The sequence below is a fragment of the Chryseobacterium contaminans genome (genome assembly GCF_001684955.1).
Classification (GTDB): Bacteria; Bacteroidota; Bacteroidia; order Flavobacteriales; family Weeksellaceae; genus Chryseobacterium; species Chryseobacterium contaminans.
This window is the reverse complement of record NZ_MAYF01000103.1, coordinates 1-6,339: the sequence shown is the minus strand read 5'-3', so window position 1 is coordinate 6,339 and position 6,339 is coordinate 1. Positions and strand designations below refer to the sequence as shown.

General features: G+C 36.4%; 7 protein-coding genes. 2 read left to right on the top strand and 5 right to left on the bottom strand.

Translation table 11 applies throughout. From position 1 onward, the window contains the following. Positions 1-516 (top strand): DUF4136 domain-containing protein (locus BBH99_RS07620; RefSeq protein WP_228390765.1); only part of this gene is annotated, 516 nt, incomplete at its 5' end. Positions 517-794: 278 nt separating this feature from the next. Further along, positions 795-2,585: an endonuclease gene (locus BBH99_RS07615; RefSeq protein WP_066694135.1), complete on the top strand. Its 1,791-nt coding sequence runs from the start codon at positions 795-797 to the stop codon at positions 2,583-2,585. 239 nt (positions 2,586-2,824) lie between these two features. On the opposite strand, the gene BBH99_RS07610 is transcribed toward BBH99_RS07615, so the two are convergent. The 5 genes from BBH99_RS07610 to BBH99_RS22345 all read right to left on the bottom strand — a co-directional run. Then, on the bottom strand, positions 2,825-3,208 hold the full coding sequence (locus BBH99_RS07610; RefSeq protein ID WP_066694129.1) for a hypothetical protein: 384 nt from the start codon (positions 3,206-3,208) through the stop codon (positions 2,825-2,827). After that, positions 3,192-3,752, bottom strand: a complete 561-nt coding sequence (locus BBH99_RS07605; protein ID WP_066694126.1) for a LemA family protein — start codon at positions 3,750-3,752, stop codon at positions 3,192-3,194. The genes BBH99_RS07610 and BBH99_RS07605 overlap by 17 nt, the downstream gene beginning before the upstream one ends. Next, positions 3,752-4,534: a hypothetical protein gene (locus tag BBH99_RS07600; RefSeq protein WP_066694124.1), complete on the bottom strand. Its 783-nt coding sequence runs from the start codon at positions 4,532-4,534 to the stop codon at positions 3,752-3,754. Before BBH99_RS07600 ends, BBH99_RS07605 begins: the two co-directional genes overlap by 1 nt. Before the next feature lie 99 nt (positions 4,535-4,633). Beyond that, positions 4,634-5,287: a DUF3592 domain-containing protein gene (locus tag BBH99_RS07595; RefSeq protein WP_066694122.1), complete on the bottom strand. Its 654-nt coding sequence runs from the start codon at positions 5,285-5,287 to the stop codon at positions 4,634-4,636. A 2-nt stretch (positions 5,288-5,289) separates the two neighbouring features. Continuing rightward, positions 5,290-6,339: hypothetical protein (locus BBH99_RS22345; RefSeq protein WP_165601898.1), on the bottom strand; the 1,050-nt coding region annotated here is incomplete at its 5' end.

Genomic DNA, 6,339 nt, shown 5'->3' with positions numbered 1-6,339 from the left:
ATTTTTATTTTGTTGGCAGCAGCTACATTAGGTTTAACTTCTTGTAGCCCGTTTCAGGTACGTTCAGATTATGCTGAAACCGCCAATTTCAATTCTTACAAAACCTATAAAATAAGAATTGATGATCTAAAATTGAATGATATTGATAAAGACAGAGTTCTGAATGAGCTTTCAAAACAGCTTCAAAGCAAAGGACTTCAGTCCGGAGAGAATCCTGATCTAATTGTCAATGTAAAAGCCAATCACAAAAAAATTACCGATATACAAACTTCGTCTCCTTACGGAATGTGGGGTTGGGGAGGCCCATTCGGATGGGGTGTTGGAATGAACAGAACATGGACAAGCAACTACAATGAAGGAGCTTTGATTGTTGATCTTATTGATGCAAAATCCAACAAACTTGTTTGGCAGGGTATCGGAAGCGGAATTTCTGTTGATTCCCCAAGATCTAAACAGAGACAGATCCCTGAAATTATGGCTGAGATTATGAAAAATTATCCGCCACAAAGAAAGTAGGATTAATAGCTGTTATAATATAGGCCGGTACTGTTGTACTGGCTTTTTTGTTTCTATAACTAGAGATTTGGATATGAAGTCCGGGATTTTGGGTTGTTATGTGAAATTACGAATTGATGTTTTTTGGTGTAGATTTATTGTTTTACGGGGAATTCCAAAGCCCTAATTAATTCATTTAAAATTTATTAGATTAAGCAAAATGCGCTACATTCAAAATTAATAATATTGTAATTTTTTATTCGCAAAAATGTAGTATTCTTGTGGGAAATTATATTAATATGAAAAAAATTATCTTATTCTCTGTATTCTCAGGACTTGCTTATGCTCAGGCTCCTGCAGGATACTACAACTCGGCCAATGGATTGAGCGGTGCTGCTTTGAAAACGGCTTTAAGTACCATTATCACTAACGGACATCAGGATAAAGGCTACAATGGATTATGGACAGCCTACAAGACCACTGATATTGATAAAGACTACGAAAATGATGGGTCTATACTTGATATTTACTCAGAAAAGCCTGTAGGCGCTGATCCTTATAAATATACACCAGGATCTAACCAGTGTGGAACTTATTCCACAGAAGGGAACTGCTATAACAGAGAACATATTGTACCTCAAAGTTTATTCAGCCAGGCTTCTCCAATGGTAGCAGACATTCACTTCATCAGAGCTACGGATGGTAAAGTAAATGGAATGAGAAGCAACTATCCGTTCGGAAAGGTGGGAAGTGCTACTTTTACTTCTCAAAATGGATCAAAATTGGGAAATTCTGTTTCTTCTGGATATACAGGAACTGTTTTTGAACCGATTGATGAGTTCAAAGGTGATGTAGCGCGTATGATCTTTTATTTTGTAACGCGTTATCAGAGTAAGCTTTCTTCTTTTGCTTCAGGGAATATGCTGGGAAGTTCTACATTTCCGGGCCTTCAGACCTGGGAACTGAACGTTCTTCTGGCATGGCATAATCAGGATCCGGTTTCTCAGGCTGAAATCAAGAGAAATAACGCTTCTTATGCTTACCAGGGTAACAGAAACCCTTTTATCGATAATCCAAGCTATGTGAATCTTATCTGGGGCTCTCAACAGCCTACCGGCGATACTCAGGCTCCGACAGCTGCTACAAGCTTAACCGTTTCTGCCAAAACATCAAACAGTATTTCTCTTACATGGAATGCAGCCACAGATAATGTTGGAGTTTCTGCCTACAATGTTTATATGAACGGAAGTTTGCAAACTACAGTAAGTTCAACTTCTACCACAATTTCAGGACTGAATCCATCAACTACTTACAGCTTCTATGTTGTGGCTAAGGATGCCGCAGGAAACTCTTCGCCTAACAGTTCTTCCGTTTCAGGAACAACGAATGCAGGAACAACGAATCCTAATCCATCTACAGATTGTGCAAACGAAAACTTTGAATCTATCCCAGCTGCAAGTTCTACCTATTCTACCAAAACTTGGAGCAATGGTGGCATTTCGTGGACCGCTACAGATTCAAGAACTGACCAAACAATCAATAATAAAGCAATTACTGTAAGGAGCGGATCGTTAACATCCGGAAGTTCAGCTAATGGTATTGGTTCTCTAACCGTAACTACACAGCTGAAATTCTCAGGAAGCAACGGCGTTCTTGATGTAAAAGTAAACGGAACTACAGTAGGAACGGTTCCTTACAGCACCACAGCTACCACAACTACCATTAACAATATTAATGTTTCCGGAAATGTAACGGTAAGCCTTGTGAATAATTCATCCAGCAACAGAGTGGCTATTGATGATCTGAAATGGACATGTTATTCCGGAACTTCTGCCAGGCAAGCAAGTATTGCCCCAGAGACCACGCAAAGTTTTAAAATTACGCCTAACCCAATCACCAATCAGGAAATCACGGTAAAAGGAGATGTTCAGAATATTAAAAAGGCTGAGATCTATACTTTACAGGGGAAAGTTTTACAGACGATTGACAAACCTTTCAAAAATGGAAATACAATCAGAACCGGAACTCTTAATCAAGGGGTTTATATTTTAAAACTGGATGGAACTACGATGCAGTTTTTAGTAAAATAATTCAAGTATATTTATTATAAAAAATGGCTGGCCTCTTTATGAGTCCAGCCATTTTCGTTCTCGCAGATATTGCTGATTTCGCAGATTTTTCTGAATGTTATTCTCAGATGCAAAGATTTTATCTGCGATAAAATTAATGATTCAAATTATCTTTGTTAATCTGTTTCAATGAATTCCTTTATTTATAAGGCTTCAGAAACTTCCAGCTTCCAGCTTCCCTACTTTCTACTTTCTACTTTCTACTTTCTACTTTTATCTTTTTCTTCAATTATTTTAGACCAGTCTGTAAACATTTTAGTAATGGTTTTCTCATTCATCAGGCAGAAAAAGAACATTCCTGCAAAAATGGTTAGCCAGCAGTACAACAATTTAATTCCATTCTTATCTGTAATAAAATAGAGGGTAAAAATGGTTAAAACGCCCAATAAAAAAGTAAACATCAGGGTGTACAGTAATACATTGATGATATACATATTGAACTTAAGTTTCCTGAAAACCCAACCTATCAAAGCAATGGGAAGCATCAGCAATATTGGGATGAGGAGTGCTGCGAAAATCAGCATTTCGGGATGAGCCATAAGGTCTTTCTCTAAACCCCAAAAGGTATTAAAACTGAACTCCATGGTATTGTTTTTCCTGGTCTGTAACTTCTAACAGGGTTTTATCTTTATAACCAAGCATTTTTGCCAAAATTACATTGGGAAATTCATGGATTCCGATGTTGTACAGATTAACACTATCATTGAAAAATTCTCTCCTGTCTGAGATCTTATTTTCCAGTTCGGAAATTCTTTTCTGGAGTTCCAGGAAGTTATTATTGGATCTCAGTTCCGGATAATTTTCAGATACGGCAAAGAATGAAGATAAGGCTTTTGAGGTCTCATTAGCCAATACTGTTTTCTTATCTGAATCTTTGGTGGTATTATAAACAGTTCTCAACTCTGTAAGCCTGGTAAGAATATCTTTTTCATAGTTCATGAAATGTTTGGCTACACTTACCAGATTGGGAATTTCATCTGCTCTCTGTTTCAGGACAACGTCAATATTGCTGTATGCCTTATCAACATTGAATTTGAGCAATACCAATTTGTTATATAAATTAATGAGAAAGCTTATTACTGCTACAGCCAGCAGGGCAAATAATATGATGGCTACGGTTTGATTCATTATTGTATGAGTATATAAATGATGATTAATAAAATTATTGAACAGGTAAAAAGGAATGACCTCAACAGCGGCTGATATTTGTTCCACACAGAAATTCCTGATGATGAAGTGATCCCAAGAACTTTATAATGTTCGTCTTTTCTGATAAACGGAACTCCGTTTTTTGAATCGGCATAGCCTACCAACAACATTTGCTGGCCATGTTTTAAAAGGGTTTCTTTATATCTTTTGTTGTAAGTACTGCTGATATTGGTTTCTCCCAATAAAACCAAGTCAATTCCTTCGGGCTGAACTTCGATAGTTCCGGTAGCATCTTTGATGCGGAAAATATTACATTGGGTTTCCCTGTGAACAGTTGTATAAGTGTTCTTCCCATCAGAATCTTTATCAATATCTTCAATCGTATAATAATATCCTATACATTCTTCATGATTCACTGGTGAACGTAAAGGTGATTCCATAATGAGAGTTCCTTCTATTTCAACAATTCCTTTGGCCAGTGATGCAATTTTGGAAGTAGGTAATGAAGCCTGTAGTCTTAAAAAACGCTTCGTTCCGGAAGGTTTTAGAATAGTAAAAAAAATCAGGATCAAAATCACCAACGGAATACAATACCAAACACGGCCTGCATACTCATCATAGTTGGTATTAATATCTGAAAGGAGTTCATGCAGCGGCATTTTCTCTTTAAAAATCAGCCATAGAATATAATAGAGAAAACAGAACAGCACTATTCCCAGAACTGTATAGCCTGCAGTTGACATTTTTTTCTTATTCTCCATATATAATTTAGTGTTTGAAATCTCTTTCGGGTTAGTGTATCTCAAAAATACATTTTTATTTCAGAATCATTCTTTTTATATACCTTTCATAGAGTTGTATCAATGCTTAAAAACCATCAGCAATATGCATCCCACATTCAATACAGCCATAAAAAGAGCTGCATATAAAGAAAAGACAATCCGTTTTTTAAAGGTATCATTTTTAATGTAAGTGGTGAATAAACATGCAAAAAAGGCTGCCAGTCCGGTAAAAATACATCCGAAAACAGACATTATCCAATCGAGTTCAATGCCATTGGCCGCTTCATTGGTTTCATTGTCTGTAATTTTCAGTGTCTGGCCTATTGCAGGCGGATGGTCATTGGTAATATCCAACGTTTTTATCACTTCTCTTCCATTAATATTGCTGTATCTTACCTTTGGAAAATACACCGTTTTATTGTAATATCCGGAAGTGGAGAAATTTTTAGTAGAAATATTTTCTTTTTTATAACCGATAACAACAGCCTCATATTGTTTTTCCGATAAAGTTCTGTACGCTTTCTCCCAAAAGAAACTATAGGATAAAACCATCGTTACACCATTGAGAGCAATCACGATCAGGCTTATAAAAAACAGCATAAATCCTTTTTCCAGCCATCCGGTCTTTCCTTTTACAGCACTTCTCTTTTTTAGAATTTTATTAAAAATCCTATAAGCAATGTAGAGTGAAAATAAAAATATGGCTAAAAAGAAATATCCGAAAAAGGTCATATTTATTGTTCTTTATTGGATACAAAAAGTCTCGTCAGGTATTGGTTTCCAAACTCAAGACGGATAAAACGATTGTCCATTTTGAAACTAACTACTGTCAATGCACTCGAAGTATTGGCATCAACCTCAACTGTGGTTTGGTAAAGCTGTGCATTATATCTTGCAAACCTGGTTTTACATTCAGAAGCCGAACTTTCATTGAATACCAATCCATATGGTAAACCGGAAACTTTTTGATCCCCATAATACTGAAGGGCATAATATTCTAATCCATCATTCATTTTAGCATAAATAAGATTGAAGACTTCATCAATATCCCAGCTTGAATATTTCCCGCCTTTACAGCTCTCACATTCCAGCTCACTCGGTTGTATCTGTAAAAGTTTTGTAAAGGTATCAGCTGTTGTGGGCAGGGTAATAAACTGTTTCTTTCCGAATAATGTCTGTAGCTTTTTAGAGGTTGTTTGTTGTATAAGTTTTCTATTATCCAGCTCTTCCATTTGAGCCACCGCCTGAGCTTCTGCTGCGGCAATATCCACTTCAGTAGGCTCTGCTGCGGCATCTGCTGTAGCTCTTGCAGAAGATTTTGTTTTCTTATAAGTTAACAGAAACTCTTTAATTTCATTTTCTACTTTGCCAGTAGATTTGGTAAGTTTTACATCTACTTCTTTCTTAGACCAGCGATCAGGAACAATGGATTCAAGATCAATAGTGACTTTCGTACTTTTTTTGGAAATTTTCTTGAAGGTTACCATCCAGCTTGCCCTTTCAATAAACTGCTTGGGCTTTGCTCCTTTATTTAACGCAAGACTCAGATAAGGATTGTTATTTCCGGCATCATATTTCAGGTTAAAAAGATCAACGGTGGTTGAAAAATCATCTTCCATAGCAGCGGCATCCACTGCAATATCTTTTGTGAAATCATTTTTAAAATCAAAAATGATATTCTCCAACACAAGAATATTTTCAGGTACCGTAAATTCTACTTTTTGGGCAAAAGACAGACTGAAGCACAGACTACTTATTACTGCAAAAAGTTTATAGTTTGATTT

What these genes read in the sequence shown, in the direction of transcription:
- BBH99_RS07615 (WP_066694135.1), top strand. Translation starts at nt 795, where the DNA reads ATGAAAAAAATTATCTTATTCTCTGTATTCTCAGGACTTGCTTATGCT.
- BBH99_RS07610 (WP_066694129.1), bottom strand. Translation starts at nt 3,208, where the DNA reads ATGGAGTTCAGTTTTAATACCTTTTGGGGTTTAGAGAAAGACCTTATG.
- BBH99_RS07605 (WP_066694126.1), bottom strand. Translation starts at nt 3,752, where the DNA reads ATGAATCAAACCGTAGCCATCATATTATTTGCCCTGCTGGCTGTAGCA.
- BBH99_RS07600 (WP_066694124.1), bottom strand. Translation starts at nt 4,534, where the DNA reads ATGGAGAATAAGAAAAAAATGTCAACTGCAGGCTATACAGTTCTGGGA.
- BBH99_RS07595 (WP_066694122.1), bottom strand. Translation starts at nt 5,287, where the DNA reads ATGACCTTTTTCGGATATTTCTTTTTAGCCATATTTTTATTTTCACTC.